Consider the following 26,538-nt stretch of genomic DNA (forward strand, 5'->3'; position numbering starts at 1 on the left):
GGAAGTAAGAAAAAAGAGGTTCGCTTAGCGAACCTCTTTTGTTTGCAACCATACCATGAAAACATGGCGATTGGCTTCTTCATCCCATTTGGTTAACTGATCTTGAATCGAAGCGATCTGCTGATCGAGCTGCGACTTTTTCTCTCCGTCAGTGACGCTGTCGCGCTGAGCCATCAATTGGCGCTGCTGCTCCAGAGTGCTGTCGAAGCGAGCGGAAATATCCTGCGTCTCCACTTTGCTGCTGATTATCGTCCCCAGTGCTCCTACCTGGTTGAGAACACTCGATGAAGCGTCTCCGGAAGCGGTGAATCGCAACACCACGACCGGCTGCCCTTTTTCGTCTTGCGCACTGATATTGGAGACATTGCTACCGGATTGAGAGGCCAGGGAGGCCAGGCTGGAGCGGGCTGCATCGATGTCATCGACGGCGATCTTCACGATATGGGAAGTGATCACCCGGGCCTTGCTGAGAAACACCGCATGGCTTTCACTTTGAGCTGTCTTAACTCGTCCCGGCGACAAAGGTTGTGGTTCCGGATGAACCCCGGAGACAGAACCTTTCCCAGAAGGGGAGGAGGTACGGTTTTCAGTGGAATTCACCGGATTCACCGGCTCTGCCGGTGGCGGCAATAGCTTCGTCGATACCGAAGCTTCCTGGCTGTGCAAGCCATCAGGCTGAACGGGCATCGTCGAAAGGGCGGAGTTCTCAACATGTGCACCGTCACCGACGGCCGTACCATCAGCGACCATTGGAGCCTGCGGAGGTATTCGGGTAGCGAGAGGAATCGCCGCACCGACAAGGGCGACGACAGCGGCAGCAACCGCAATGGAACGATTCCCTTTTCGATAAATTCGATCCCACAAACGCTGGGGCGGTGGCTCCAGCCGCCTCATAACTCCGGCTGCAAACCCCTCCGGCGGTTCTACAGGCTCGGCTAAACTTTGAAGCACCATACCGATCTCATCCCAGTCAGCTATGTCATGGCGACTGTTCATACTTGCTCACCTGCCTTCCTTTTGCGGGAATGTTTCCTAACTGCTCAGACATAGAAGTCAATTTATCCTTAAAGGCTTGTTTCGCACGGTTTAACCGGGACTTCACCGTACCCAGCGTACAATTGAGCATTTGAGCGACTTCGTCGTAGGAGTAACCGTACACTTCACGGAGGACAAGCACAGTGCGGTGCTCGTCGGTCAACTCCTTTAAGACAGTACGGACTTGCTCCCGAAACTCTTTCTCCTCATATAGCTCATCGGGTCTTTCCGTGGCCGCAGCCACCTCTCGACTCATGTCGCTTTCGCCATTATGTACCGGTTCGTCAAGAGAGATGTAAGTGACCTTTTTATGTTTACGCTGCATATTGATCCACGTATTGACGGCGATCCGATGCAGCCAGGTACCGAAATCTGCTTCGAGTCGAAAAGTACCCAATGCGGAATAAGCTCGGATAAAGACTTCCTGAGAGAGATCCTGAGCGTCATCGGCGTTACTCGTCAGATTGAGGGCCAATGAATAGATCCGGCTTTGATAGGCCAGCACCAACTGTTCAAAAGCTGACAAATCGCCTTTTTGCGCTCGCATCACCAGGGACTTCATATTATCCAATGAAGGACTCTCCTTCCGGGCTTCGTCTTTATACCCGGTCGATATTTAGACAACAGCATCGCTGAAAAAGTTCCCTCATTTCATCGAAAATCGGATTCAAAACAATTATATATGAAAACCGCAAAAAAACTATTGCGAACGAGAACACAATCTCATATTCTATGAATTAGTAAGCAGCAGCACCCAAGTTCTTACCCCATCGTTACAGTAATTTTATAACTTTTATGCGATGACCCTCAAAAGGGCCTCACTACCCCCGAACTATGTAGTGTAAGTGACCCACAGCAAATGAAAATACAACACTACACTGACGTTAAAAGAATTTTTTAAGGAGGTGACCACCGCCACTTCCAACAAACGAAATGGCTCGTAACGGTTCCCGAATTACCAAACAGGATTCGTAGCTACCTATCGCACTATTTCAGATCCACCACATCAAAGCAGTAAATTAAATTCAGGAGGGACCAACACGTGTTTAATGCCGCAAAGAAAACCGCATCCACTGTAGCTGCTTTTGCAGTACTTGCATCTGGCATCGTTATCCCTGCCGTCTCCCCGATGGCCGCTTATGCTGACGCCACCTACTCCACTGTGAAAACCGGATCTGCTGAACCAGGCGGCCAGTTTTCCAGCAAAGTCCGTGTAGAAATTCCCCAAGGCGCTTTGGGCAACAGCACTGAAACACTCCGCATTCGTGTTCCTAAGAACACCAAATCGTTCAGTGTTACAGAAAGTGTCCCCGCGAACGTTGACGGTACTACCCTCAACCAAATCGCTTCCGTCACCCCGGCTCAAGTTGATGCTGGTGCTACCAACCCGACTGAATACGAACTGACTGTTGTCGGCAGTGGCCAAGAATCGAAAGGTATCTTCTATCTGACCTTAGACGGCTATATCCCCAGCGGTTTCAACGGAGATTTCAAAGCTACTTTTGAAGCATCCAGCGGCTCTGTTTTCAATGACGGTGCTCTGACGATCGCCACCGTCGGTTCCGGCACAGTGAACATGACCATTGACGACATCAAAAACATCAGCTCCAGCGGCGGCACCATCGACGACATTCGCGTCAAAGAAGATCGCCCTGGCAGCCTTGACGATGCCTCTGACTCCATCAAACTCAAACTGCCCGAAGGCTACAAATGGGATAAGAGCGATGCTGCTGTTAAAATCAACTGGGGTGACAACCTGGCCCTGGGCGATGTGGAAACTACAGACGACGGCAACGCTGACAACAACGCTATCGATGTAAGCAGCGACGGCGGCCGTACCTTGAAAGTAAAAGTCGACGACAAGTCCACCACAGCTGCCTATGTAACCCTTTCCGGACTGAAAATCGAAGTTGATGAATCCGTCGCTAAATCCGGCGACATCACCGTTACTACCAATGGACAACCTTCCAGCATGGTTGTGGCCAAATACGGTGACTACAACGCCAGCATCAAAGCTTTCGGCGAACCTGCCACCGAAAAAGCAGGCCGTAACGATGAAGACCTCGGAAAACTCGTCATTGAAGAAGACATGGCTGGCAGCTTGACCGAAGGCCGTTCCATCACCCTCAGCCTGCCTGAAAACCTCAAGTGGAATGGCATGCCCGAAGTGGATGCTTCCAACTCCGAAGAAAATGGCCTCACCTTGAACAGCTGGCAAGCCGTAGGCACAGACGGACGGATGATCAAAACTACTGTAGCCACTCCTTCCGAAGATGATGCTGCAAAACTCGTTCTGAAAAGCATGTCCGTAGACGTAGCCCCGAACTACAATGGTGATGTTCACGTCACCGTAGGCGGCACGGCCGGCCTGAGCGGCGACATCGTCCTGGGCAAAACTGTTTCTCCCGTCACCATGACTGCATCGAGCGCTCCCGAAGTGAAGATCGGCATCAGCGGCCAACAAGTAGGCGACCTGTCCATCACCGAAGCTGCCGCTGAAGCGGTCATGGCTTCTGCAGACCATAACGAAATCCGCATCTACGCTCCGACCGGCGTTGACTTCACCAGCACCCCGAAATTCGAAGTAGCCAGCGGTGACCTGGTTCTGCAAGCTGACTCGGCCAGCACCGGTACCGACGGCGACCAAAAATACGCCTCTGTAAAAATCAAATCGACCAGCTCCACTCCGTCCACCATCAAAGTCAGCGGTATCAAACTGACCGTAGACCGCACAGTTCCGGAAGGCGACATCACCTTCAAAATCAAAGGCGCCAAAACAGCCCTGAACGAAACCTCCGGCTTCTCCTCTTCCACCATTGCGGCTGTTCCTATTGCGAAAGTGGTCACCCCGGCCCCTGGCGATGTAAAAGCCAATGTCACCTTCAAAATCGGCGATACTAAATATACCTTCAACGGTGTAGAAAAGACCCTCGATGTCGCTCCGTATATCAAAAATGACCGCACCTACTTGCCAGTCCGTTATGTTGCTGAATCCCTCGGCATCAACAGCAGCAACATCCTCTGGAATAACGAAACACAAACAGCTACCCTGATCAAAGGCGACAAAGTGGTTCAAATGAAAATCGGCAGCTACACCATGCTCGTGAACGGTGCTTCCATCGCCATGGATACTGCTCCGGAAATCATGGAACCAGGCCGCGTCATGCTCCCTGTCGGCTGGCTGCTGAACATCTTTGGTGCCACCGGTAACTACGACGCCGCTACCCAAACTGTCACCATCAACTAATTCCTAGAACACTAAAACTTTTCCAAAACATGATGCTGACGCGGCAGGCCAGTCCTGCCGCGTCTTCTGATCGAATAGATTGACTGACCGGTCAGTTTGGAGTACACTGCAAGTAGGTACATATTAAACAATACGGAGGAATAGACAATGAAACGATTCACCCGCCAGACGGCAGCGGCCCTTCTCGCCGGCAGCCTGATGGCCCTGCCGGGTGTTTTGTTGCAACCTACCCTGGCGTTAGCGAACTCCACGGAAGTTCTCGATAAGTTAGATGCCTCAGAGGCCGAAGCGAAACAACAAGAATGGTCTACCCCTTTCGACAAACAGCCGACAGATATTCCTGCCGCCAAAGGCAGCGAGGCACCTGGCCAAAGCACTGCCGGGCAACTCAGCTTTACCCTAGAAGCCGCCGTCGACAAAGCCTATGAAAACAGCCTAGACTACAAGCAAGCCGAACTGGATCTGAACCGCAGTTGGGAAGTTCGTGACGATGCAAAAGATTATATCGACTACACCCCGACGAGGCCGAATGCAACAGAAGCAACCACCTTCAACAAACTACTCAATGCTGACCTGAACTGGCAAATGTCCAAAAAGAACTTGAAAATCCAAAAAGATACGATTGAAGTATCGATAACGACCAAATACATGGATCTCCTGCGAGCCCAAGAGACGGTCGCCTACGCCAATAAGGCGAAAGAGGCCGCAGATTGGAAATTGAGAGCCACCCGTGCCGGCTTCTATGTCGGAACAGTCTCACAGCCTCAATTGGTCGACGCCGAAGCAACGGCGGCCACTGCCCAAGCATCTGTGGACAGCGCCAAAAAGCAGCTGGACGACGCTTATAACAAATTCAATATCGCCTTGGGCCTCAATGCCGGCGATCGTCCCGTCCTGACCGAAAAGATCAACTATAGCCCACTCGTCGTCGAAAGCCTCGAACATGAGGTGTCCCGCGTGATTGCCGAGAGCCCGACGATTTTCAAGGCTGAATACAACGTAGACCTGGCCAGCTTCAACCGGGAAGCGGCAAGCCCCTATAACGTCGGTCAGATTGATATTGAAAAAGCCAAGCTTGCTGTGGGGCAACTGAAAGACGGCACCGAAAAATCCGTCCGCAGCCTCTATTACAACATCAAAACACTGGAAGAACAACACAACGGCCTCGTGGAAGCCCTGCGTAATGCCCAAACAAACTACCAAGCAACGAAAGTGCGTTTCGACGTCGGGATGATCACCCAAGCGGACCTAGTTGCCGCCGAGAGCCAGTTAGCGAAAGCGCAAAAAGATCTCCTCGACAATGAAGCCCAGCACACCGCACTGGCCGTAACTTTCCAAAAACCATGGGGAGCCAGTGCCAGCTAATCGAAGAACATTGTAAAACCGCCTGACTGCCAGGCGGTTTTTTATTTTTTATAAGTTTTTTCTACATAAAGGGAACTTTCCTGCAGATCTGATTGTCTAAGAATATGTGAACACAGCGAAAAATAAAAAAAATTTCCCGCCAAGGGAACTTTCACTGCAATTGCTGTGTCTAACCAAATGTGTGAGACTCACAAGAAGCGGGGGGGAATGCCGCATCAAGGATTCCAGAACCGACATGTGAGACACAAAAGGACCCACATATAACAAATATTTTAGAGGAGGGTAACATACCTTGATTCTGACCAACATGAAAAAGAAGACGGCAACGACTGTCGCAGCCGCATTCGTGCTGAGCGCTGTCATGCCCATGGCCGCATTTGCGGACGTTACCTACAAAACTGTGAGAACGGCTACCGCCCAACCTGGCGAAGCTTTCAAAAGCACCGTTCGGATTGAACTTCCCCAAGGTTCCTTGAGCAAAGATGAAACCGAGAAATTCCGCATTCGTGTTCCTAAAAACACGGACAATTTCGACGTTAAAGCTACTGTCAATGATTCTTATGACAACGGTATTGCTAACATCGTTGAAGACTGCAAAGAAGTTGACGGCGAAGGCAGCGATATTGAAAAAGAATTTGAAGTCTCTCCTCGTCTCGTTAACGGTGCCGTTCCCGACACCAAAGGTTACATCACGTTGGATATTTCCGGCGATATCCCCTCCGGCTTTAACGGCGACTACAAAGTTACCTTCGAAGCAGAAGGCGGTTCCGTCTTTGAAGATGGCGCCCTGACCATCGCCACCGTCGGCAGCGGCACAGCGAAAGTAGAAATTGACGATGTTCAGAGCGGCAGCTCCGACTCTGACATTGAATTGGACACCATCCGGATTCGCGAAGATCGCCCTGGCGCCCTGGATGAAGCTTCCGACTCTATCAAACTGAAACTTCCCCAAGGCTTCAAATGGGTTACCGATGATCTCCAAATCAGTGACAGCTTCGGCAGCGGCCTCCAATGCGGCGACGCTACCTTAGCCGATGATGACCGCACCCTGAAAATCCCCGTTGAAACTTCCTCCAGTGAAAAGGCTGCTTACCTGCGCCTGACCGGATTGAAAGTCTCCGTTGATGAATCTGTTGCGAAAGCCGGCGATGTGACCGTTGCTCTCAGCGGCAAATCGACCCTGAACCCCAGCAGCATCGTTGTAGCTAAATACGGCGAATACAACGCTACTGTCAAAGCCTATGGCGATACCCCGACCCTGTTGGCCGGACGTGTCGACGAAGAACTGGGCAAACTCTCCATCGAAGAAGATATGGCTGGAAGCTTGAGAGAGAAGAAGAGCATTACCCTGACCCTTCCCGAAAACACCCGTTGGGAACTGGATGCAGACGGAGCTCCTTCCGATCCTCCGGCTGAAGACGGATCCAACTCCGACAAAGACTCCTTAGCTATTGGCGACTGGAAATTTGTTGACTCGGAAAAACGGATCTTGAAAACCACCGTTGAAACCGAGTCCACCGATGACCCTGCCAAACTCGTTCTGAAAAACGCCAAAGTCTCCATCGCTCCGAACTTCACCGGCGATCTGACTGTTGAAGTCAGCGGTAACGCTGGCGTAACCGGCAAAGTGGTACTGGGCAAAGTCGTTGCTCCTGTAACCCTGGCTGCCGCTACCGTTCCTGAAGTCAAAATCGGTGTTGACGGCCAAGCCGCTGGCGACTTGGTTATCACCGAAAACGTTAAAGAAGCCTTCATGTCCAAAGAAGAAGCCGCTCACAACAGTGACGGTGACGAACTGGATACCACCTACAAAGAAGTTAAATTCTATCTGCCTGCCGGCGCTGAATTCACCGCCACGCCGAAATTCGAAGTCACCGAAGGCGATCTGGTCATTGAACCCGATTCCGCTTCCACTGGCTACGACTCCGGCGAAGGTCAATACTACGCCAAAGTTAAGATCAAATCCACGTCCACCACACCTTCCAAAGTCAAAGTCAGCGACATTAAAGTCCGTGTGGACCGGACCGTTCCCGAAGGCGATCTGATCGTCAAAGTAAAAGGCAATGCTACCGCTCTGAACGAATTCGTTCCGAACAGCGTAGACCGCAAGCCTTTCTCCTCCTCCACCATCGCTACTGCTGCGATCGCCAAAGTTGTTACCCCTGCGCCTGTTGACCAAATCAAAGTCTCCGTCTTCAAAATCAACGAGGCCAAATACACCATCAACGGTATCGAAAAAACTGCCGACCAAGCGCCTTACATTAAAGATGGCCGCACCTACCTGCCCATCCGCTATGTAGCTGAATCCCTCGGCATCGACAGCAACAACATCCTCTGGGATGGCGCTAAGCAAACCGTTACCCTGATCAAAGGCGACAAAGTTGTTCAACTCACCGTTGGCAGCAACGCCCTGGTCATCAATGGCGCCGCCATCACCATGGATGTCGCTCCTGAAATCACTCCTGCTGGCCGCGTAGCTCTGCCGGTCAAATTCGTAGCTCAAGCCTTCGGCGCAACTGCTGATTGGGACGCAGCTACTCAGTCCGTCACCTTGAAATAAGTCTCATATTAACGTCTCCACAAGGGTACCCAGGTATTCATGCTATACTTGGGTACCCCTATATAAAAAAACATTTTTTGGGAGGTTACTTGAACGCATGAAGAAAAAAATTGCAGCGGCCGTAATCACAACAGCCTACTTAGCATCCATGGCTGCACCTGCGTTTGCTGATCCCAACGGTCTCTACTATGGTAGCAAGTTCTATTCGGAAGATTATGTTTCCGAGAATCCGAGCAAAGTATCCAGCCTCAAGTCTAAGAGCAACGCTTACTATGTAGAAGAAAACCAGTATCAAACCTATAAAGATTTTCTGGCCGGTAAAGACAACAAGAAAGACCTTGCTGATGCTAGCAAGTATCCTTTGACTGCTACTGTAAAAGACGAAAAAGGTAAATCCTTCGTCACCGGTTTCGCCAGCGCGGCAGTAGACGGCGATAAGCTGACCATTGAATTGAACAAAAAGTTCACTCTGACCAAAAACAACGTCAAAATCTATGACGGCACGAAATCTATTTCCGGAGCTGTCAAGGATGTCAGTGTTAACGATAAAACAGCTACCGTAACGCTGGACCCCGCTAAGCTGACTGGCGGTAAAACTTACAAGATTTACTACAACAGCAGCGACACAAGACTCACCTTTGATTACCAAGCTGCCCAACAAGTGACGGTAACGTCGATTAACGCTATTCCCGATGTTACCGTGGACAACGGAACGACCGCCGATAAGCTTGGCTTGCCCGCTAAAGTGACCGTTTCCACAAGTGATAATAAGACCGCTCAAGTGGCTGTCGCTTGGGATACGGCGGGTTACGACGGAACGAAAGCGGGCACCTATACGCTCAGCGGCGCGCTGACCATGCCGGAAGGCATTACCAACCCTCAAAACCTGAAGGCTTCCGTAAAGGTTATTGTGAAGGAAGCGGTTGTTCAGGATTTGAAGGTTGCTTCTGTAAGTGCGATAGACGCTAGGATGGTAGAAGTTACCCTTAATAGAGCATTAGCTTCTGGTGAAACTCTTACAAAAGATAACTTTGGCATCAATCTCAAGAACAGTTCCTCAACAAAGTTTAATGTTAAGACAGTTTCTGTAGACGGGGCCAAAGTTACCTTGGATTTAGAATCTTCTCTGACTTCCGGTTCGACATATGTTGTAAGTATGACATCTAAAGGCGCTACAACTTCTCAGGAGTTAGCATTTAAAGATGTTACACGTCCCACAATTAGTGATATCCAAGTTATTGACTCGAAGCATTTAGTTGTTACATTAAGTGAGCGAGTTTCTGCAACGGCAGCTACCGACTTTACAGTTCGTAATACCACTGCTGGTCAGGATACTGCTTTAGGTGGAAGCGATACCGTTACTTTGGGTACAGATGGAAGAACACTTCGGATGACTTTAAATACAGCACTAACTGATGCTGACTACACACTGTTTGTTGATACTGCCACTGCTACAACTGCCGACCTAGCTGGTAACGCGATGGCACAATATCATGGTAAAGCATTCAAAGGTGTTTCTACTGTTGATACAGTTGCACCAAAAGTAGTAAAAGCATCTTATTCGACAAGCACCAAGACGATTACTGTCGATTACGATGAAGTTGTTGATGCTTACCCAGTTACAAACGTTGGCGTAACTAAGTTTTCGATTACAAACGGAACAACCAGTGTAGCACTAACCGCAAGTGACTATGCGACAAACGCTGCAGACTCCTCTTCGCTTACATTGAAGCTCTCTGATGCAACCGCTGCTTCAGTAGCAGCACTTTCTGGAAACTTCTCCCTCAAGTGGGAATCCGGTGCTGTTAAAGATTTATCCGGTAACTTAGTAGATGCTGGAACAAGCACTGTTTCCGTAGTAAAAGCGCCCAAAGTTAATTCCGCTTCGTATGATCAAGCGGGTGATCTTTTAACAATTACGTTTGATCAAGACGTTCGAGTTGCTTCTGAAGCCATCGCACAAGGAAAAATTAAGTATACTGCGGATAATGGTTCAACTTCAGCAGCGATTAACGCAAATGCGAATGCAACTATTGTTACGACATCTAACAGTAGCTCCGTAACTTTTAAACTTTCTGCATCGGATGCAGCCGCTATTGAAGCAACAACAACAGCTAATTTGGAACTTATTTTAGATGCTGGTGCTTTTGAAAGTGTTGCCGGGGATAAAAACGATGCAGTTGTTGCTACAGATGATAAGAAAATTACATTTACTGCCGATACGGTCGCACCATCTGTCTCCTCAGCAACATATAATGACCTCTCTAACGTACTTACAATTAAGTTCAGCGAGAGAATTAACCCATCTAGTAAGGATCTAACTAAAATCTCAATTACAGATGGCTCTACCACTGTTGCCCTTAACAGTGATCATAACGTTGCAGAATCCTCTGCTTCCGATACCCTTACTATCAATATCGCTTCTGGAACATCGAAAGAAGCAGCTGTTGAAGCACTTGATTTAAGTAAGGCTCTATTAATAGTTGCTAAAGGGGCAGTAAAAGACCCTGCTGGTAATGATGTAACAGCAGTAGCATCTACCGACAATAAAGGTATTGTTGTAACTGATCTTACACCTCCAACTTTAGCTACAAATGGCTCGTGGGGTGCAAAAGCTCGTTCCACAAATGCTACTACGGCTCAAGTGTATTTCTCGGAAAAACTTGATCCCACTACTGTAGTGCCAGCTAACTTTACAATCTACCCAACGTCAAACTCAGCTGCCCTACTCTCCATTACTTCCGCTTATCTGGACGGAGATGGCCGGACTGTAACATTAGTAACAGGAACCCAAGAATATGGTCTCGGTTACACTGTTGAAGTTTCGGCTAACATTGCTGACCTCAAAGGCAATAAGGTCGTACCCAAAGTTGCTGGAAGTTCAACGACGACTTTCACCGGCGGCGCTGGAGTTGACTTAACTGGGCCTCAACTGGCTAGCTCAACCAGTGCAGTGTACTCTGATAAGGATAGCTCATTAAGTGTAAGTGCAGGAGACACTATTACATTATCCTTTAACGAGCCAGTCACTGTTGGGTCTTTATCAGTAAGCGATTTCCAAGTCGACCTTAATGGTGGTGACAACGGCTACTCTGTAGTAACGACTGAGTTCGGTTCAAACCCATCGTTTGCCAAGGGTACCTCAGCGAACGATGTAGTAATTACTCTGGGTTCCGGTTCGACTATCGTTCCTGGAACTACTGATATCAAGCCAGTTGCAAGTCACGAAGGCATAAAAGATTTGGCGGGTAATAACGTAACTGCTGCTCAATATGCTGTAATTCAGTCTCCTGATTCAGGAGCACCTTCACTTACTTCTGTCGTCTATACTGACAATAATGCAAGCGGCTCAGTTAATGCTGGTGATTACCTCACCCTAACCTTCAATAAACAGGTTGACCTTGTAACGGGTTCTGACTTTGCGAAAGATTGGTTTGCTAGTTCCCCAACAATTGATGGAACTGGATTTGCTATCGCAACAGTTGCAGGACAACCAAATCAACTGAAAGTAACACTGGGTTCCAACGCTGGTAATGATGACATCATATTTGGAACTACAACACTTGAACTTGCTCCTGCTTCAATGGATGCTCCCGCTGGTATCTTTAGTAAATGGGGTACGCTAGCAACAACTGCAACTACACCAGTTAAGATTACTAGTGCGGATACTGTCAAACCCACGTTGCAGAGTGTCCTGTGGCATGATAACAACAACAACAACATTATCGATGCTAATGACCAAATGACATTTATCTTCTCCGAGCCAGTAAGCGAGGATGCGACTGGAGCAACGTTAGCAGGATTCTACGCAGTTGGTGGTACCGCTTCTCCGTCCTTTGGAACAACAAGTGCAACACTTGACCCTGTTACCAATGAACCTACTAAGATGATAGTTACCTTAGTTGGATCTCCTGCTCTATATGCTGGTGCCACCAAAGTAGGTGTAGACGCTGGAGTTACTCAGCATATCCAAGATGCTTCTGATAATCTTATTACCTACAGCTCTGAGGTATCGATTGTTAAGGATAAAGATTTAGTAGGTCCTACAGCGCATGGGTCCACTCCGATTGCAGCTCTGAACGGTGGAGTAGCCGCTTCAGTTGATGCTGGCGATAAAATTACCATTAAGTTTAACGAAAAAGTTAAAGTTTCAAACATTACTCTGGCTAATCTTGCTCTTAGCTCTCATGCGTGGGGTAACGCAACCATTGCCCAAAACGGAACTGGTGATTATGACGATACTTTTGTAATCACTTTAGGTAGCACTTCAACAGTAGCAGGTTCAGAAACTATTACGCTGAACAAAACTAATGCTGTTGACGAAGCTGGTAACGTAGCTGCTTCTAACATCACCTTTACAGTTCCTGCTGCCGCTAGCTTCTAATCCAATGTTTTGGAATATGCCCTATTGACTTAGAAGAAACCAGCCCTAAATTGAATTGGGGCTGGTTTCTTCCATATTGTATAGGCAACGTTGGTAAGTGCTTAATCTACCGGTGCATGGTCAGTTAGCCGAAACCATGAGAGAATATCTCCATCATAAGCAGTGAATGGAGGTATGACCGTGACCCGGCAAGAACAATAGACCATCGTGGGTGAATGTAGGGCCAGTGGCATGAGAGCAAAAGCATGGTGCGAAGAAAAGGGCATTGATAATCGGAAGTATGTGATATGGGCCACCAAACAAAACAAAGAAGCGAATCGCGAACCGCAGCAGTAGGCCGATGTGGCATTAGTGAAAGAACGCCTCGGTCGTAGTGAAATCCGGATTCGATGCGGGAAATGGACCGGCATGTAAAATCCGGATTCTGTTTCTCACTACTGGCAGATGTAATTACAGCCTCAAAGGGATTGTGGTTGCTCAAGATTATTTTGAGAGGATAGAGCTACGCCGCCCTCAAAGCCCTCTTCATTTGGCTCTACGATCATAGGTTTCGATGGACTTTCTCATCCGGGATCCTAAGAAGCGCCGAGATCGCCACATCTTTCTCCTCAACTTTTTTCGAAAGGATTTCTAAGAACAAATCATTAGAGGTCAAAACGGCCTCGATCATGACAAACGCTGGCTAGCCTCTTTTTCCGGTCTCGGAATTGAAGACTGACGGAAAGCGGTTTACCGGCGTTTTTTTGAGGAGGAGATAGAACCTATGAAAACAGCGCAAATACAGGAACAGAATCAGCACATTGGAGAGGAACTCGATCTGGCGAAGTACGGTGTAGCCATCCGCGCAACCGCAGACCAAACTATTCGCTCGTCGGCTCTTGAGATTAACATTGCCGAGGAACCGATGAGAATACTGAATCCAACTCTCCTAAAACCATTTTTACTTTTTCATTAAATTCATATGTTAGGGTTTCTGTAGATGAGTTAAAAGCACAGCCTTTTGAACTTAAAACAACCATGAAATGGATTTAGGTACGATTTGTAATGTAATTTCGTTATATGAATGCTATAGTTCAAGTTAAACAGACAAAAAGTGGAGATACTAATAAAGAAAATACTAACGTCAATGTGGGATCTATAGCAATAAAAGAAAAGTATTGAGGCTTCAATGATTCAAACATTCCTTCTTACACACAATGCTTCATTGATCAATCTCCAACACGTAAAAACAATAATATGCTCCGAAGTGACAAGTATTAAATACTGTCGGTTTTTGTAAAGTTCTTTACTAAATGTCAAAAACACTGACTGGTCTGACGCCCAATGATATTCCCCTTCGGCTTCGGACGAAATGTGGAGAGGAAAACATGAAAACGAATAATCCGTTGCCTACAGCGTTATCTACCTTTATGTTTTGCTACGACGCAGACATTGAAGATCTCAAAAAAAGTCGTTGGAGAACGAAAGTCCATAAAACCGAATCCGATTTTTTTACTCGAAAGGAACTTGCTCGGTTAAAGCTTACGATAGCAATGCTGGATTTACGCGAACAGGCTATTCTCTTCTTTCTAGTTTCCTCGGGATGCCGGATCTCCGAATTAGCCGCATTAACCTTGGAAGATATCGACCTTGACAAACGCACCGCTTCTGTATCGAGAAAGGGAGAGCGGAAATGGATGGTCCCAATTTCCGAAGAATGTGCAGCTTTATTAGAAGAGTATCTGGACGCTCGTACCAACGATTCTCCATCTCTTTTTTTGGATAAGCAAGGACATCGGATCACACCAGAAGGAATATACCGGATCGCCCGGAAAGTGGGGAAAAGAGCAATGCTAGTCATGCGTTTTAGTCCCCACCTCCTTCGCCGTATCTTTGTAGCGGACTTGCTGGCGCGACGTGCGGAATTGATATTTGTTGGAAAGAAGTTAGTTAAAAAAACTCCAACAACACCGGAGCATACGCCTATACGTTGCTAATTTAGCTGAGATTCCGCTTCACGGGCGCCGTGAAGGTAATAATCAGAATATGAAGTCACACGAGACTTTTTATCGGATCATCGTGTGGCTTTTTTTATTTTTCCCTAAATAATAAATGAAAATTGTATTAGCTTACCCTACAAACGGAAAAAATATTAACACAACTTACATACTTAAAAATCACATAGGGAGGCCATTTCCATGATAGACACACCATGGTGCATCAATCACTCAAAAGTTCTTCCGCAGACGCAAGCAGCTGCCAATGAATATCTGCAATCCTTACAAGTTTCTAAACGCTCGGAAGCCACGATCAAAAAGTACCGCTCCATCTTACAACGATTCTTCATCGAATGCCCTAAAGAACTGACTGACTTAACCCCGGAGGATATTCTTTTGTGGCTGCGTACGACCTACGGGGAAAAAAAAGAACGGACCATGGAGCTCGTCATCACCGTCTTATCCAACTTCTTTACCTTTTGCCTGGAAGAGGAGTATGTACATAAAGTGTTGGTCAAAAGCCGTTGGCGGCCCAAAATCCCCAAATCTCTGCCTAAGTTTTTAAACCGGAACGAACTCGCCCGGGTCAAATTTCAGGCGGATTTGCTACCTCTTCGAGAACGTGTTCTCGTTGCCTTCCTGCTAACGTCGGGGTGCCGAAGATCTGAAGCAGCAGGGATAAACCTTGAGGATGTCGATCTGAAAAGCCAAACGGCGATCGTCTTGGGAAAAGGCAAACGAATCCGTAAAGTCCACTTTTCCATTGAATGTGCCCTACTCTTAAAACAATATCTAACGGAACGGACGGCGGATTCTCCGGCCTTGTTTCTTGATAAAAACGGCCAACGCGTAAAACCGGGCGGGATCTACCGGCTGACTCGCAAAGTGGGCAAGAAGGCCGGGCTACTTGCTCGGTTTAGCCCCCATGTATGCCGCCATACCTTTGCCACGAATCTTCTCTCTCGCGGGGCAGAACTGGAATTCATCGGTGACGAACTGGGGCACCGAGACTTAAACACGACGCGCACCTACGCCCGCACCTTATCGGAACAAATCATCCGTGCCTACAAAAGCAAAATGGGGAATGTCTAATGAAAAAAACACAAGAAACCATCAGGCACTTTATGGTCGATAATGCTGCACGCTTCTCGAAAGAAACCGTCCGGAGCTATCAACTCAGCTTACGTCAATTTTTTGAGTTCTGTGTGAAAGAGTATGACGAAGTGGTCGCGCAAGATATCCGGCGATGGCTCAGCTCATTGGGCGCGTCGGGGTTAAAACCTCGTTCCATTTGCGTGAAGCTGGCCTGTTTAAAATCGTTTTACAAGTATTGCTTGGAAGAAAACCAGATCGTGAAAAATCCCACCGCTCGGATTCAACGGCCGCGCCTGGACGATTCTCTGCCAAAGTATTTGGAGAAGGCCGACTTAGCCAAACTCTTTGAACAATCTCGCCATGACCCTAGAGACCGGGCTATCATCGAAACCTTATACGTTACCGGCGTTCGCATCAGTGAGCTCCTAAACATTCGCCTGGAAGATATCAAATGGGATACCCGGCAAATCTGGATTAAAAAAGGCAAAGGCAACCGGGAACGGTTTGTGTTAATGACAACGGAGTGCGCGGAGCGATTAAAGACCTACCTAAAGACCCGAGGCATTGACAGCCCCTATCTTTTTGCCAACCAGCGAAAAGGAAAGCTCAGCCGGGTCTGGGTGGAACACCGGTTTCGAATCTACTCGAAGCAGCTTAGCTTAAATATCCCCGTCACGCCCCATACCCTCCGGCACACCTTTGCCGCCCATTTGATCCAAAAGGGAATGCCGCAGACCTTTATCCAAGAGTTGCTGGGCCATGAAAACGTCAACAGCACGCGCATTTATACCCGGTTAAGTGATGCGGCCCGGAAAAAGCAATACGACAGCTATCAATAGGGAGGGAAATCCCGTGACCATACATGAATGGGAGATTCACCACGAAGCCATCCATCCAACGAACCGGGAGGCAGTCAACCAATTTCTCCTTACGAAATACCTCGCCAATCGTTCCCTTTTAACTTTGGACCATTACCGTCGCCATCTCCAAAAATTTCTGATTGATTGTCCCAAACTTCTCGTAGAGATCACCGCCGACGATGTGATTGGCTGGATTCAGATACACTATGGAGATAAAAAAGAAACCACCCGGAATAACCGCCTGACTGTCTTAACAAGTTTCTTTGCTTTCTGCGCCGACGAGGGATACATTCAGCATGTGCCGGTTAAACCCTGGTGGCGAGCCAAACTGCCGAAGCCGGTTCCCCGGTATTTGGACGAGACGGAACTGGCCAAAGTGCGCTTGGCGGCAGAAACCTTGTGGCTTCGTAACCGGCTCATCATCGAGTTCTTTCTCTCCTCCGGCGTTCGCATTTTTGAATTGGTTAATCTCCGTAACGATGACGTCGATGTGGCGCAGCGTACGGCGCGGATTATCGGCAAAGGCAAGAAATTCCGGTGGGTTCACTTTTCGGAAACATGTGCGCTGTTGCTTGAGGCATACCGGAACATCCGACCCCAAGGGGACCCAGAGTTGTTTCTCAATGCCACGGGCAAAAAACTGACGACGCGAGGGGTGCATTATATTGTGTCTGATCTTGGCAAGCAGGCCGGGCTCACCCGCAATCTCAGTCCCCACGCCTTGCGGCATAGTTTTGCCACACAACTGTTAAACAAAGGGGCCGATTTGGGGTTTATCTCCGAGGAACTCGGCCATGGTAATCTCAATACCACCCGCATTTACGCTAACTTGCCCAAAGAAGAGTTGGCGGCCATGTATGACCGGTATATGGGGTGATGCCATGACGACGACTATTTTGGAACAATACTTTTCCGATCATGCCGTCCGGTTTTCCCCTTTGACGCACGTATCCTACCGAAACAGCCTATACCAATTTTTCGCTTTTACGCCCAAATCCGTGGATGCGGTGACGGCCCAAGACATCCGCGAATGGATGCTTGAGTTGACGCGCCAGGGATATACCCCTAAAACGCTGCAGAAAAAGTTAGTTACCTTGCGTTCGTTTTACCGATACTGTGTAACGGAAGGGTGGACGAAACGCAATCCCACCCAGTCGATACCGCTACCTAAGTGTACCGAAAAGGAATGTTATTACCTCGATCGAGAGGCCCTGGACAGGCTCCGCCAGATCAGCGAAGGCCGGCTGCGCGATCGAGCAATCATCGAAACCTTCTATACCACCGGGGTGCGTTTAAACGAATTGGCCCATATCCAGATTCACGATATCGACTTTCCAAAACGGCAAATTCGCATATGGGGAAAGGGAAAGAAAGAGCGCATCGTTTTTTTTACCCGTCCTTGTGCAGAACTCCTCAAAACATATCTATCCACTCGTACCGATACGCTGCCTTATTTGTTTGTCAGCACTCGGGGAAGCCGCATTAAATCTCGATCCATCGGATATTTGTTTCAAAAGTATGCCCGCCTGCTGGGCTTTCCCGTAAGCCCTCATACCTTGCGGCATACCTTTGCCGCCCACTTGGCGGAGCGCGGTACGCCCCTGGCCTGCATTCAAGACCTCCTGGGGCATGATGACATGGAAAATACGCGCTTTTACGCTCGGCTGTTTGCCCAGGCGCGCAAGGAAAAATACGACCAGTTCTCGTAATTCCGTTCTCCACTGATAAGGAAGAACTGCGCAGAATGCTGTATTATGCAAACTAGATAAAAAGGCAAAAAACCCGGCAGCCCTTATCCAGCAAGGCCTGCGGGGTTTTGCATTTTCCGTATATTGGAACCAGAACGTCGATTAACGCTATTGCGGATGTTACCGTCGACAAGGGAACGACCGCCGACAAGCTTGGCTTGCCCGCTAAAGTGACCGTTTCCACAAGTGATAACAAGACCGCACAAGTGGCTGTCACTTGGGACACCACCGGTTACGATGGAACCAAAGCGGGCACCTATACGCTCAGCGGTGCGCTTACCATGCCGGAAGGCATCACAAATCCTCAAAACCTGAAGGCTTCGGTAAAAGTTATTGTTAAAGAAGCCGCTGCCCAAGGACTGCAGGTTAACTCTGTAAGCGCAGTTAACCTTAAAGAGGTAAGTGTCGTATTTAACCAAACCGTTGAAAAAACTTCTGCAGAAAAAGTTTCCAACTACACAATTAGTGGAATTGGAATCTCTAAAGCTGTTTTGAGTGATGACGGGAAAACTGTAACGTTAACAGTCAGCGGTAACATGACTAACAACCAGTCATACAATTTGTCCGTTAACTACGTTAAGGATTCAACCGGAGCAAATACAATTTCGTCTACTACGAAATCGTTTGTAGCTTCGGATGTAAATTTCCCAACGTTAGTAAGTGCAGTAGCTACTTCAAGTAAGACTATTAAACTTACTTTTAGTGAACCATTAGGAACTGCCCCCATTCCTGCTTCGCTATTGATCGATAACGTTACTTCTAACGCTGCAAACCTATTTGGTACTTACACCGTTACTGCAGGGGTTGTCGGTGATAAAGAATTTACCTATACAACAAGCAAACCCATCCCTGTAGGCGAACATACCATTGTTGTTAACAGTGATGGTACTGCAAAAGATTATGCCGGACTTGCGGTTCCGACAACCTCACAAAAAATTAATGTAGCTGCGGATACTACTGCTCCATTAGCACAATCTGCCTCAGCTATAAGCCAAACGGAAGCTAACATTATCTTTAATAAAGAAGTGTTAGAAGGCTCCGTGACCGCTGTTCAAACAAACTTCCTCTGGAATAACACTGGGTCTTTAACTGGCGGTCTTGCTGCTACCACTGTTACAAAAGTTGATCCCACCACCTATAAAGTCACATTTAGTGGTGCGAATGCAATGGCAGCTGGTAATGATTATATTGTAGTCCCCGCGGGAATTACCGACTTAGCTGGTAACCCAGTCGCATCCAAGGCTGTACCAATTACTGTTGTGGCAGATGCTGCTCCCGTAGTGAATACGGTATCAACTACGTCCGGTGTTATAGCTATTTCCTTCAACAAAGCTATGGACACTAATACAGCTACCACCAGCGGAAACTACGTTTTGAAAGACAGTGCCAATAACACAATTTCTTTAGCAGGTGCCGTACTGTCTTATGACTCAACAAACAAACAAGTAAACATTACTGGCCTTACTCTTACTGATACTTCCTATACTATTACAATGACTGGTATCAAGGATAATATTGGTAACGTCATGGCAACAACAACAAAACCTTTTACGAACACACCCAACGTTGCACCTTCTCGAATTGATGCAGCACGGTTACTTATAAGTGCTGATGGAGCCGGTAAAGACGTTGTTTACCTCCCGTTTGATACCCCCGTCGCTACTACAGGGGTATACTCAGCTCTTAACGCTGCAAAGTGGACTGTAGGCGGTGCAGCTCTAACAACAACATATCCATTAGCGACCATTGACATTAACCCAGCCGATTCCAAAGAAGTTCGAATCCATCTGAATGCTGCTATGACCGTCGCCGGTGGCGATGATACTTTTAGTGTAAGTAATATTGCAAGTTCTTACGGTACAATTCAAACAGCAGCACAAAACTACAGCGATATTACCGCTGGTCAAGCTGCCTTAGATATTGCTACCGGTGGAGCAACAAGTATTAAATTATTAGATAATAAAACCATTGAGTTAAAACTCAATCGAAAACTGTCTGGCTTAAGTGGTTATGATTTTGCGGTGAAGAGCAGTATTGACGGATACACCGCTGATATTACAACTGGATCTACAGCAAACCCCATTGCATCTGCAACCTATGCAAACACTACCACTGGTTCAACGATCACCTTTGTAATGACCAATGCTCTCGATACAACAAAATCTTATCGCGTAGCTACTAAAGCTTCTGTTACAGGCACACTGGACCTCGACGGTCTCGCATTGGCTACAGGTAAAACATATGGAACCAGTGCAACCTTATCATTTGCATCAAAGATTACTGGTGCGTATCAATTGGATACACGCTATGTAGTTGTTAAAATGGATCAACCTGTAAGTACTTTGGTTTCTAAAGATGACTTTATCGTAAAAGTAGATGGAACAGCCATTGCAGTTCAAGGCGCCGTCGATGGAACTACAGCCGGTGCGCCAAGAAAAGCTAATGAAATCGTTCTAGATATGGGCGCCGGTAAAGTTCCTGTAACGTCGACCGTAACTGTATCGACTGTTTCTTCGGACTTTATTCAGACTGAGTCTGCTAACGGTCAAAAGATTACTCCTATAGCTGCAACGAGTGCTATTACCGCTACTAACTTCATAGCTAATTCTTTAACACTAGTTAACTTAACAACAGGCACATCCGGTACCGAAGAGATTGGTGACAGCATCACTATTAAGTTTAATAAAGCTGTAGATCCTACTTCGGTTGGTTATGCAGCAGTTAACAAACAAGGCGATGGGTCATACAAGCGTACAGACGCAAGCTTGGTATTTGCGGCTGTTGGTGGTGCAGGAACAGACGATACCGTTACCATTACAATGAACACCAAAAATATCGGTGTGATTAACGTAAGTGATGTCACCGGTGATTGCCTCACTGGCGGTACTGTAACTGCAGATGCCGTATTGGGCGCAGATGGAAAGAGCTTAACACTTACATTTACTGGACTAGGTACTTCTGGTTTTGCGAATGCTAATTACGTAAAATCAACATTAGATATTACGCCTGCAGTTTCTGATATCACTAGTACCGAGAATGATGCCTTGAATAGCAGTGTATCCGCAGCAACAACAACTAAATTCTAAATAAGTCAAGACCGGAGGGAATCCTCCGGTCTTTCATTATGTTGTTAGAAGGATTCAACATAACGGCTAAGCTATGTAGTTAGCCAACCTGTCCCCTTCAAAAAGTCCATCCAAGACAATTTTACTTAAAACCGATACCTTTAAATGGGCAAAATAGCGTAAGCGCTTAATCTACCGGTGCATGGTCAGTTAGCCGAAACCATGAGAGAATATCTCCATCATAAGCAGTGAATGGATGTATCGCCGTGACCCGGCAAGAACAACAGGCCATCGTGGCTGAATAGGGCCAGTGGCATGAGAGCAAAAGCCTGGTGCGAAGAAAAGGGCATTGATTATCGGAAGTATGTGATATGGGCCACCAAACAAAACAAAGAAGCGAATCGCGAACCGCAGCAGTGGACCGATGTGACATTGGTGAAAGAAGGCCTCGGTCGCAGTGAAATCCGGATTCAATGAGGGAAATGGAGCGGCTTGTAGAAACCAGAATCTGTCTCTCGCTACTGGCAGATGTAATTACAGCCTCAATGGGATTGTGGTCGCTCATGACTATTTTGAGGGAATAGCGCTGTTTCGCCCTCAAAGCCCTCTTCAGTTAGCTCTACCGATCATAGGTTTCGATGGACTTCCTCATTCGGTATCCTAAGAAGCTCAAAGATAGTCCGTTCTTCCTCCTCAAACTTTTTTCGCAAGGGTTTCTAAGAACAAATCATTAGAGGTCAAACCGACCTCAATCATGACAAACGCTGGCTAGCCCCTTTTTCGGTCTCGGTATGTCAAGACCGGCGGAAAGGCGGTTTTCCGGCGTATTTTTTGAGGAGGAGATAGAACCATGATAACAGCTCAAATGCAGGAACAGAATCAGCACATCGGAGAGGAAATAGACCTGGCGTCGTTTTGCGCACCCATCGGTACCAGCGTAAGCAAAACTACCCGTATGTCAGGTGTGTTATCTGTCATCAACACGAAGAAAAACGGCAAACGCATCACACTGTCCTCGGAATTGATGGCCCGACTGAACGACCCCGAAACGGTGCAATTTGCCTTTCGGGAAGACCAAATTGCAATCGCAGAAAAATTGCCAAACAACGAAACATCCTTTGGACTCAAGCGGTGCGGCTCAAGATCCATTGTGTACGCGGCAAAGCTCGTCGAAGAGGTGACCCAGCGGTTCCAAATAGACTTTTGCGAGAGAACCACATACACTTTTCAGGACGTGATCTTCACAGAATTTGACGGATACCCGGTAGCTGTGGTCTCGGTTCGCTAACCACCGTACTGACAGACGGAAGAAACATATATCATATCCTTGAAGTCCCACCGGAACATCTTCGGATGTCTGGTGGGACTTTTCCTTTCGCCCGTCCGATCCGAACTGCCCGATTGGAATGCCTTCCAGAGGACCGCAGGAGACTTCCTACCGTGCTGTCCCCTTCAAAAAGTCCATCCAAGACAATTTTACTTAAAACCGATACCTTTAAATGGGCAAAATAGCACAAAAGGCATGGTCATACTTTTTAATTTTTCCCTGAAATTCTGCATAAAAATCAGTTTAAAGGCAATAAAAAAAGAGCAAAGCCGGCAGAAATAAGTCTTTGCTCAACAAAGACAACAACAATGTTCTATTCAACTTAAAGAATTACAGGCTAGTTTAGGCCGCTTTTTTATATGAATGATACAGCCCACTAAGAACAGGCGTTGACTTTAATTTTGTCTTGGCTACAGTGGTTGGTAAATAAGTGGGTGATGGGATTGGTGTCTGACCATGTATCCCCTGGTGTGTCCGGTGAGGATTATAATATCCTTGAATATACTCTTTCAATAAATAATGTAAGTGCTTTTCAGTTACCGGAATAATGTGATTTAACAGCTCTTGTCGCAAAGTGCCAATAACTCTTTCCGCATAAGGATTCTGCCAAGGAGATCGTATAGAAGTCTTTTTAGACTTTGGTGAAAGAAGAACTCTCCGGTCGCAGTGAAATCCAGATTCAATGCGGGAAATGGACCGTGTGGAAAACGCGATTCGGCCATTCGTGATGGGTAGAAAGGGATGGCTCTTTTCCGATACACCAAAGGGAGCTCATGCCAGTGCCGTCGTTTTTAGTATTGTAGAAACAGCGAAGGCAAATCACCTCAATGTGTACAAGTTTCTGGTACATAGAGGAAATTTATGAGTTTTATCGAAGTATTTATTGTTAATTCTACGCAGAGGGAAGGTGAACGAATTTGATCAAAAAAGCGATGCTCGGTACGATGGCATGTGCCTTGGCCATATCTCTAGCGGCTTGTGGAGGAAATACGGGTAAACCGGCCGGCAATACTTCATCTAATCCGTCTAATTCATCACCGGCGCATGTTCAACAGACCCAAGCTCCACAGGCGCAAAATGGAAAAAAGGGCGGAGCACCCCAAAAGTATACAGGTGACCTATACAATAAGATCAATCTCGATATGACCTATGCCCAAGTGGTTCAACTCGTCGGTGCTGATGGGGATGAGTCGGATAAAACCGAATCGAACGTAAAAACGTCGGCTGTTTATACCTGGAAAAACCCTGACGGTTCCAGCATGAACGTGACTATAAAAGACGGAAAAGTTGTCAGTAAGGCTCAAATGGGGTTACGATAACGGTACAGGGCATGAAAGCAAAACTGATGGTACAGTAGCGAAATAAATATACGCTCTACAGCCCCAGCGGAACATCGTTTGATGTCTGTTGGGGCTTTTTGTTTCCATCATAGTAATGAAAAGCTGGGGCTACTTATATAGGCATTGAGATATGGTTCCAACGGATGAATAATTTACTATTTAAATTATAAAGGTTATTTGTGCTAAAAAACGAAATATAAAGGCGTTGAAACTCTATTGATGATTTATAGGAGGTGGCTTTGTTCCTTTATTCGGATTGATTGGTATGCGTTCGGACCGATACTAAACTCATTACAAAAGGAGCATTCTTCATGAACAAGAAGTTAGCCTGCGCCGCACTAACTACAAGCTTCCTATTCACTTCCGTATCCGCCGCATTTGCCGTACCAACCGGACTTTATTTTAATGGGAAATATTATTCAGATGAGTATCTGGACCAAAACAGCGATAGCCTGAAATCGATCTTGAGTTCAGCCAAACGCAGTTCAAAAGCGTTTTACATATCCGAAGATGAACATAGCTACACCTTATACAAAGACTATACCGGCGAAAAGACCAAGTACAACCTTGATTTGAACAAAAAAAACCCTCTAGATCTCTTTTACATAGATGCGGAGACAAGCGACAAAATTCTCGGCGTAGTATTTAAAACTGGGACAGTATCCGAGGATAATGGGAGCGTCCTTCTGACTGCAGACAGGAATATGACCTATCCCAAAGTCACTGATTTTACTTTCGATAAAGGCGTAAAAGTAAAGTCGGTCACCACCTTACCCAATAACCAGATTCGCTTGATTACCTCAGGTCTCAGTGAGAGCGAAACATACAGCCTCTCCTATAAAAATGTGGATACCGGCATCAAAGTCACAGGGCTTGTACAACCCATAAAAATGAACCAACTTGTGGCCAAAGATGACACCCTGTCGATCCAGTTCAATAAAGCGCCAGAGATGGCTCCCGAAGTATCCAATTTTACGGTCTATCAAAAAATCAATAAAGGCCAAGAACAGCTAATAACGCCAGACTCCTTCGTTTGGGATGAATCGACGCTTACCGCAACCCTGCAGGTCCCCTCCGTGAAACAAACCCAAGATGTGCAGGTCCTGCGCTACAGTGTTTTCTATAACGAAATGAAGCTCGCTTCGAATACACTAACGATCAAAGCGATTCCGAAAATTGCTTCGGTACAAGCCACTGACGGCTTCGTTACCGTCAAATTGACAGATTCGCCGAAGACCGCTCCCATCATTGATGAATTTACGCTGACCCAAAAGATCGGTTCAAAGAAAGCCGAGGCCTTGTCGGGAGAACTCGTGTCTTGGGACAGCAAATCGAAGACCGCTCTCATCTCATTCGATCCGCTGCTATCGTCTGAATCGAGCACAAAAGTAGTTATCGGCGTCCAATACGGACTGTCCAAAAAGGATAATTTCTTTTGGACGGTGCCTTCCACGAGCGAAGTCCAAACTGTCTCTATCGTCAATGCCTCGAACCGCAAGGAATTGGTGGTAGGTTCAGAAAGTGAGTCTTCGCTTACACTAAGTGCGATTGCCTTGGATAAATCCAAGAAAGTGATTCCTGGGAAGTCCGCCACTTGGGATTCTCTCGACTCTAAGATCGCTACGGTTAATTCTTCCGGAGTGGTCACTGCCGTATCGGCCGGCACCACCAGCATTACCGCAACGATCGGGGGAAAAACAGCCTCCTTTCCCATAGTTGTGAAAGAAATGGATCAGAGTACAGCTACGGTCAGCCCATCTAGCACTACTCCCACACAGAACCAAGCATTTACATTAAATATTACCGGTGCAAAGGGAACTGATGGACAAGCCCTTGTCGGTGCCGTCGACGTCCAAGTTACCAGCAGTAACACGGCCGAAGGGACGACAGGAGTCATCTTTAATGACGCGATTACATTTACCGCAGGAGCGGCGACTATTCCTGTCATACTGGCCCAAACGGGTAGCCAAACGTTAACGGTAAAAATCGCTGGTGTAACCGCAGCCAAAACAGCCAACGTAACGGTGGCTGCCTCTAGCTTCAGCGCTGCCACCGACAGCACCACCGCCAACGATGTGCCCACCTTAGGCTTAGTCGGAACCACGGCAACTTCGGGTACGCCCTCCGTCGCGACGGCAGCTGTCAACTCAGGCACCGGTAAGATCGACATCACCTCTGTCAGCGCCGGTACGGCGACTATTACGGTGGAAGATGCGTCGAACCACCAGGCCACCATCGCCGTGACCGTCGGGCCCGACGGAGCGATTACCGTCGGAACGATCACCAAATACACCGTCGTCTTCAGTGCCGCCACCGACAGCACCACCGCCAACGATCTGTCCACCTTAGGCCTAGTCGGAACCACGGCAACATCGGGTACGCCTTCCGTCGCCACCGCAGCCGTCAATTCCGGCACCGGCAAGATCGACATCACCTCCGTCAGTGCCGGTACGGCGACCATTACAGTCGAAGATGCGTCGAACCACCAAGCCACCATCGCCGTGACCGTCGGGCCCGACGGAGCGATTACCGTCGG

General features: G+C 47.5%; 19 protein-coding genes and 1 pseudogene. 17 read left to right on the forward strand and 3 right to left on the reverse strand.

What is annotated here, in order from left to right; all coding sequences use genetic code 11:
- Positions 1-24: 24 nt before the first annotated feature.
- Both GJ688_RS11500 and GJ688_RS11505 read right to left on the reverse strand, forming a co-directional pair.
- Positions 25-996, reverse strand: coding sequence for a DUF4349 domain-containing protein (locus GJ688_RS11500; protein WP_155476700.1), 972 nt, complete (start codon positions 994-996; stop codon positions 25-27).
- On the reverse strand, positions 980-1,597 hold the full coding sequence (locus GJ688_RS11505; protein WP_328597361.1) for a sigma-70 family RNA polymerase sigma factor: 618 nt from the start codon (positions 1,595-1,597) through the stop codon (positions 980-982). Before GJ688_RS11505 ends, GJ688_RS11500 begins: the two co-directional genes overlap by 17 nt.
- A 480-nt stretch (positions 1,598-2,077) precedes the next feature.
- Here GJ688_RS11505 and GJ688_RS21350 point away from each other — a divergent pair, with 480 nt between their 5' ends.
- The 14 genes from GJ688_RS21350 to GJ688_RS11570 all read left to right on the forward strand — a co-directional run bounded on the left by GJ688_RS21350 (position 2,078) and on the right by GJ688_RS11570 (position 22,623).
- Positions 2,078-4,282: a copper amine oxidase N-terminal domain-containing protein gene (locus GJ688_RS21350; protein ID WP_155476702.1), complete on the forward strand. Its 2,205-nt coding sequence runs from the start codon at positions 2,078-2,080 to the stop codon at positions 4,280-4,282.
- Positions 4,283-4,429: 147 nt separating this feature from the next.
- A complete protein-coding gene (locus tag GJ688_RS11515) occupies positions 4,430-5,647 on the forward strand; it encodes a TolC family protein (RefSeq protein ID WP_155476703.1) in 1,218 nt (405 codons plus the stop codon).
- A gap of 292 nt (positions 5,648-5,939) precedes the next feature.
- The gene (locus tag GJ688_RS11520; protein WP_155476704.1) at positions 5,940-8,207 is read left to right on the forward strand and encodes a copper amine oxidase N-terminal domain-containing protein; all 2,268 of its coding nucleotides are present in this window, start codon (positions 5,940-5,942) and stop codon (positions 8,205-8,207) included.
- A 97-nt stretch (positions 8,208-8,304) separates the two neighbouring features.
- On the forward strand, positions 8,305-12,591 hold the full coding sequence (locus GJ688_RS11525) for a beta strand repeat-containing protein (RefSeq protein ID WP_155476705.1): 4,287 nt from the start codon (positions 8,305-8,307) through the stop codon (positions 12,589-12,591).
- A gap of 207 nt (positions 12,592-12,798) precedes the next feature.
- On the forward strand, positions 12,799-12,927 hold the full coding sequence (tnpA, locus tag GJ688_RS21565; protein ID WP_407928951.1) for an IS66 family insertion sequence element accessory protein TnpA: 129 nt from the start codon (positions 12,799-12,801) through the stop codon (positions 12,925-12,927).
- A gap of 427 nt (positions 12,928-13,354) precedes the next feature.
- Positions 13,355-13,546: a hypothetical protein gene (locus GJ688_RS11530; protein ID WP_155476706.1), complete on the forward strand. Its 192-nt coding sequence runs from the start codon at positions 13,355-13,357 to the stop codon at positions 13,544-13,546.
- Positions 13,547-13,958: 412 nt separating this feature from the next.
- Positions 13,959-14,567, forward strand: coding sequence for a tyrosine-type recombinase/integrase (locus tag GJ688_RS11535; protein ID WP_170291908.1), 609 nt, complete (start codon positions 13,959-13,961; stop codon positions 14,565-14,567).
- Positions 14,568-14,768: 201 nt separating this feature from the next.
- Positions 14,769-15,659, forward strand: a complete 891-nt coding sequence (locus GJ688_RS11540; RefSeq protein ID WP_155476708.1) for a tyrosine-type recombinase/integrase — start codon at positions 14,769-14,771, stop codon at positions 15,657-15,659.
- Positions 15,659-16,501 carry a site-specific tyrosine recombinase/integron integrase gene (gene xerA / locus GJ688_RS11545; protein ID WP_155476709.1) on the forward strand — a complete coding sequence of 281 codons (843 nt, stop codon included), beginning with the start codon at positions 15,659-15,661 and terminating at the stop codon, positions 16,499-16,501. The genes GJ688_RS11540 and xerA (GJ688_RS11545) overlap by 1 nt, the downstream gene beginning before the upstream one ends.
- 13 nt (positions 16,502-16,514) lie before the next feature.
- Positions 16,515-17,399, forward strand: a complete 885-nt coding sequence (locus GJ688_RS11550; protein WP_170291909.1) for a tyrosine-type recombinase/integrase — start codon at positions 16,515-16,517, stop codon at positions 17,397-17,399.
- On the forward strand, positions 17,380-18,231 hold the full coding sequence (xerA, locus tag GJ688_RS11555) for a site-specific tyrosine recombinase/integron integrase (protein WP_170291910.1): 852 nt from the start codon (positions 17,380-17,382) through the stop codon (positions 18,229-18,231). The genes GJ688_RS11550 and xerA (GJ688_RS11555) overlap by 20 nt, the downstream gene beginning before the upstream one ends.
- Positions 18,232-18,338: 107 nt before the next feature.
- Complete coding sequence (locus GJ688_RS11560) at positions 18,339-21,356, forward strand: Ig-like domain-containing protein (protein ID WP_155476712.1); 3,018 nt, start codon at positions 18,339-18,341, stop codon at positions 21,354-21,356.
- A 294-nt stretch (positions 21,357-21,650) separates the two neighbouring features.
- Positions 21,651-21,812, forward strand: a complete 162-nt coding sequence (locus GJ688_RS11565) for a hypothetical protein (RefSeq protein WP_155476713.1) — start codon at positions 21,651-21,653, stop codon at positions 21,810-21,812.
- A gap of 373 nt (positions 21,813-22,185) precedes the next feature.
- Positions 22,186-22,623: a hypothetical protein gene (locus GJ688_RS11570; protein WP_155476714.1), complete on the forward strand. Its 438-nt coding sequence runs from the start codon at positions 22,186-22,188 to the stop codon at positions 22,621-22,623.
- Positions 22,624-23,004: 381 nt separating this feature from the next.
- On the opposite strand, the gene GJ688_RS11575 is transcribed toward GJ688_RS11570, so the two are convergent.
- Entirely contained in the window at positions 23,005-23,391 is a 387-nt protein-coding gene (locus tag GJ688_RS11575) for an integrase core domain-containing protein (RefSeq protein WP_170291911.1), read from the reverse strand.
- On the opposite strand from GJ688_RS11575, the pseudogene GJ688_RS11580 reads away from it, so the two are divergent.
- From GJ688_RS11580 to GJ688_RS11590, 3 genes and pseudogenes are all read left to right on the forward strand, one after another.
- A pseudogene (locus tag GJ688_RS11580) lies at positions 23,366-23,512 on the forward strand (IS66 family transposase); the annotation flags it as partial. The gene GJ688_RS11575 and the pseudogene GJ688_RS11580 overlap by 26 nt on opposite strands.
- Before the next feature lie 67 nt (positions 23,513-23,579).
- Positions 23,580-23,981, forward strand: coding sequence for a hypothetical protein (locus GJ688_RS11585; protein ID WP_155476715.1), 402 nt, complete (start codon positions 23,580-23,582; stop codon positions 23,979-23,981).
- Positions 23,982-24,313: 332 nt separating this feature from the next.
- A partial coding sequence (locus GJ688_RS11590; protein WP_207708805.1) for an Ig-like domain-containing protein occupies positions 24,314-26,538 on the forward strand: 2,225 nt, incomplete at its 3' end.

The sequence above is a fragment of the Heliobacterium mobile genome (assembly GCF_009720735.1).
In the GTDB taxonomy this organism is placed as follows: Bacteria; Bacillota; Desulfitobacteriia; order Heliobacteriales; family Heliobacteriaceae; genus Heliobacterium; species Heliobacterium mobile.

Excerpts from the sequence above, each read along its gene's own strand:
- GJ688_RS11500 (WP_155476700.1), bottom strand. The coding sequence starts at position 996 with ATGAACAGTCGCCATGACATAGCTGACTGGGATGAGATCGGTATGGTG.
- GJ688_RS11505 (WP_328597361.1), bottom strand. The coding sequence starts at position 1,597 with ATGAAGTCCCTGGTGATGCGAGCGCAAAAAGGCGATTTGTCAGCTTTT.
- GJ688_RS11515 (WP_155476703.1), top strand. The coding sequence starts at position 4,430 with ATGAAACGATTCACCCGCCAGACGGCAGCGGCCCTTCTCGCCGGCAGC.
- GJ688_RS11525 (WP_155476705.1), top strand. The coding sequence starts at position 8,305 with ATGAAGAAAAAAATTGCAGCGGCCGTAATCACAACAGCCTACTTAGCA.
- GJ688_RS11530 (WP_155476706.1), top strand. The coding sequence starts at position 13,355 with ATGAAAACAGCGCAAATACAGGAACAGAATCAGCACATTGGAGAGGAA.
- GJ688_RS11535 (WP_170291908.1), top strand. The coding sequence starts at position 13,959 with ATGAAAACGAATAATCCGTTGCCTACAGCGTTATCTACCTTTATGTTT.
- GJ688_RS11540 (WP_155476708.1), top strand. The coding sequence starts at position 14,769 with ATGATAGACACACCATGGTGCATCAATCACTCAAAAGTTCTTCCGCAG.
- xerA (WP_155476709.1), top strand. The coding sequence starts at position 15,659 with ATGAAAAAAACACAAGAAACCATCAGGCACTTTATGGTCGATAATGCT.
- xerA (WP_170291910.1), top strand. The coding sequence starts at position 17,380 with ATGACCGGTATATGGGGTGATGCCATGACGACGACTATTTTGGAACAA.
- GJ688_RS11565 (WP_155476713.1), top strand. The coding sequence starts at position 21,651 with ATGAGAGCAAAAGCCTGGTGCGAAGAAAAGGGCATTGATTATCGGAAG.
- GJ688_RS11570 (WP_155476714.1), top strand. The coding sequence starts at position 22,186 with ATGATAACAGCTCAAATGCAGGAACAGAATCAGCACATCGGAGAGGAA.